The organism is Nitrospinota bacterium (assembly GCA_029881495.1).
Taxonomy (GTDB): domain Bacteria; phylum Nitrospinota_A; class UBA7883; order JACRGQ01; family JACRGQ01; genus JAOUMJ01.
Genome location: JAOUMJ010000070.1, coordinates 1 through 2027 on the forward strand (window position 1 = coordinate 1; position 2027 = coordinate 2027).

3 protein-coding genes are annotated in these 2027 nt (G+C 48.6%); all 3 read right to left on the reverse strand.

Features of this window, described 5'->3' with window-relative positions; genetic code table 11:
* Positions 1 to 152: HisA/HisF-related TIM barrel protein (locus OEY64_13360; GenBank protein MDH5543931.1), on the reverse strand; the 152-nt coding region annotated here is incomplete at its 3' end.
* A complete protein-coding gene (hisA, locus tag OEY64_13365) occupies positions 152 to 871 on the reverse strand; it encodes a 1-(5-phosphoribosyl)-5-[(5-phosphoribosylamino)methylideneamino]imidazole-4-carboxamide isomerase (protein MDH5543932.1) in 720 nt (239 codons plus the stop codon). The genes OEY64_13360 and hisA, both read right to left, overlap by 1 nt.
* 82 nt (positions 872 to 953) lie before the next feature.
* Positions 954 to 2027, reverse strand: a 1074-nt coding sequence (locus tag OEY64_13370; protein ID MDH5543933.1) for an HAD-IC family P-type ATPase, incomplete at its 5' end; no start/stop codon positions are given.

Consider the following 2027-nt stretch of genomic DNA (forward strand, 5'->3'; position numbering starts at 1 on the left):
TCAAGAAACGTAAGCTCATCAGCCCCTTGAGAATCATATACCTCTGCCGATTCCACCGGGTCACCGGCATCAACGAGATTAACGAAATTTATCCCCTTTACGACCCGTCCGTCCTTGACATCCAGGCAAGGTATTATCCGTTTTGTTAACACTATCTCTGGAACTCTTCAATCGCTTTGGCGAGGTCGATTGCCCCTTTGTAAAGTGCCTTCCCGATAATTGCTCCGCCAACGCCTTTGATGGTAGAGACATCCTTCAGGTCATTCATTGTGGTAATTCCACCAGAAGCTATTACCTCGTGTTGGCTTACAGAGGCCATTTCAATTAGGCCCTCCATGTTGACACCCTGCATCATCCCGTCGCGGGATATGTCAGTATAAACCACCCCTCCGAGGGGCCAGTCATTCAACGCCTGGGCAATACTTGTACCGGTAAGGCTCGATGTAGTGGTCCATCCATCAGCCGTAGCGTGTTTATCCTTCACATCTATACCAGCAATAATCTTTTCCGGATACTTAACCGCCATCTGCGCGGCCAGATTCGGTTCTTTTAGTAGAAGTGAACCGAGGACGATTCTGTCAACACCACTGTCAAAATAGGCGTCGGCAGTTTCCATATCCCTGATTCCGCCGCCAAGCTGGATTTTACACTTCACCGCCTTGCAGATTTTTCTGATCAAGTCGCCGTTCTTCGGCACTCCCTGAAACGCGCCATCAAGATCTACAATGTGAATTATCTTCGCACCGGCAGATTCCCACTTTTTGGCCTGCTCAACAGGATCATCGGAGTAAACCGTTTCAAGGTCCATATCCCCCTGTATGAGGCGGACGCATTTCCCCCCCTTTAAATCGATTGCAGGCAGTATTAACATCCGCTGATTCTACACATTTTGCACCACGCCAACAAGCTAAGACGACAATAGTATTTCTGTCATATGAATAATCCGTGGAGGACTATGACGCATGTTTCCTCTGCCAACTGAGCCATTTGTAGAATTCAGGTATCAGAAATATTAAAGAGGCGGGTACCAGAATTGCAAACCAGTCTGTTAACCCCAAAGGAACTGTGTGAAGTGGTATCTGGAAAAACGGAACGTAGACAGCAATAACCTGCAACGCCAAAGAAAGGAGGACCGCTAACAGTAAAAATGGATTTGAAAACAGTCCGACTACAGGAAGGGGGGCGTGGAGCGCTCGGAAATTGAAAACATTTACCATCTCAAGAATCACAAGCGCGGTGAAGGCTACAGCATTGGCATGCGCGAATCTCCCTATGGGATTGCCATCAAGAAAATAGTAAAAGATAAAAAGTGTGATTGCCGCCATAGCTGAACCAAGAAAAAGTACGTTCCAAATACTTCCCCCCGACAATATCGGCGCATCGACCGCTCTTGGTGGACGACTCATCGTCCCCTTTTCGAGCGGCTCAAAACCGAGCGCGATGGCAGACATTCCGTCAGTGACAAGGTTCATCCATAATATCTGGGCCGGGAAAAGTAGAAGCTCACCACCATATAAAAGGCATACAAAAATCGCCAGCACCTCCGCCATGTTCGATGAGAGAAGATACCGGACGAACTTCTGTATGTTGTCGTACTGTCTCCTCCCCTCCTCAATGGCATTCACAATAGAAGCGTAATTATCATCGAGCAGAATTATGTCCGAGGCGGATTTGGCTACGTCGGTGCCTCTTATACCCATAGCTATTCCAATATTCGCCTGCTTTAACGCCGGGGCGTCGTTGACACCGTCACCAGTCATGGCAACGATCGCGCCGTGCCGCTGGAGTATTTTTATTATCCTCATCTTATCTTCAGGCGCGGTCCTCGCGAAAAGAACCTCGCTTTTGAGTTTCTCCTCCAGCTCGTCGTCGGACATCTCTTCCAGCATAGGACCGGTCAATACGATATCAACCCGCATACCGATTCTTTCCGCTATATTCCTTGCGGTGTCCGGCGAATCTCCTGTTATCACTATCGTTCGTATCTTTGCCGAGCTTGCAAGTTTGATCGCCCCGGCAACCTCCTC

Excerpts from the sequence above, each read along its gene's own strand:
- hisA (MDH5543932.1), bottom strand. The coding sequence starts at position 871 with ATGTTAATACTGCCTGCAATCGATTTAAAGGGGGGGAAATGCGTCCGC.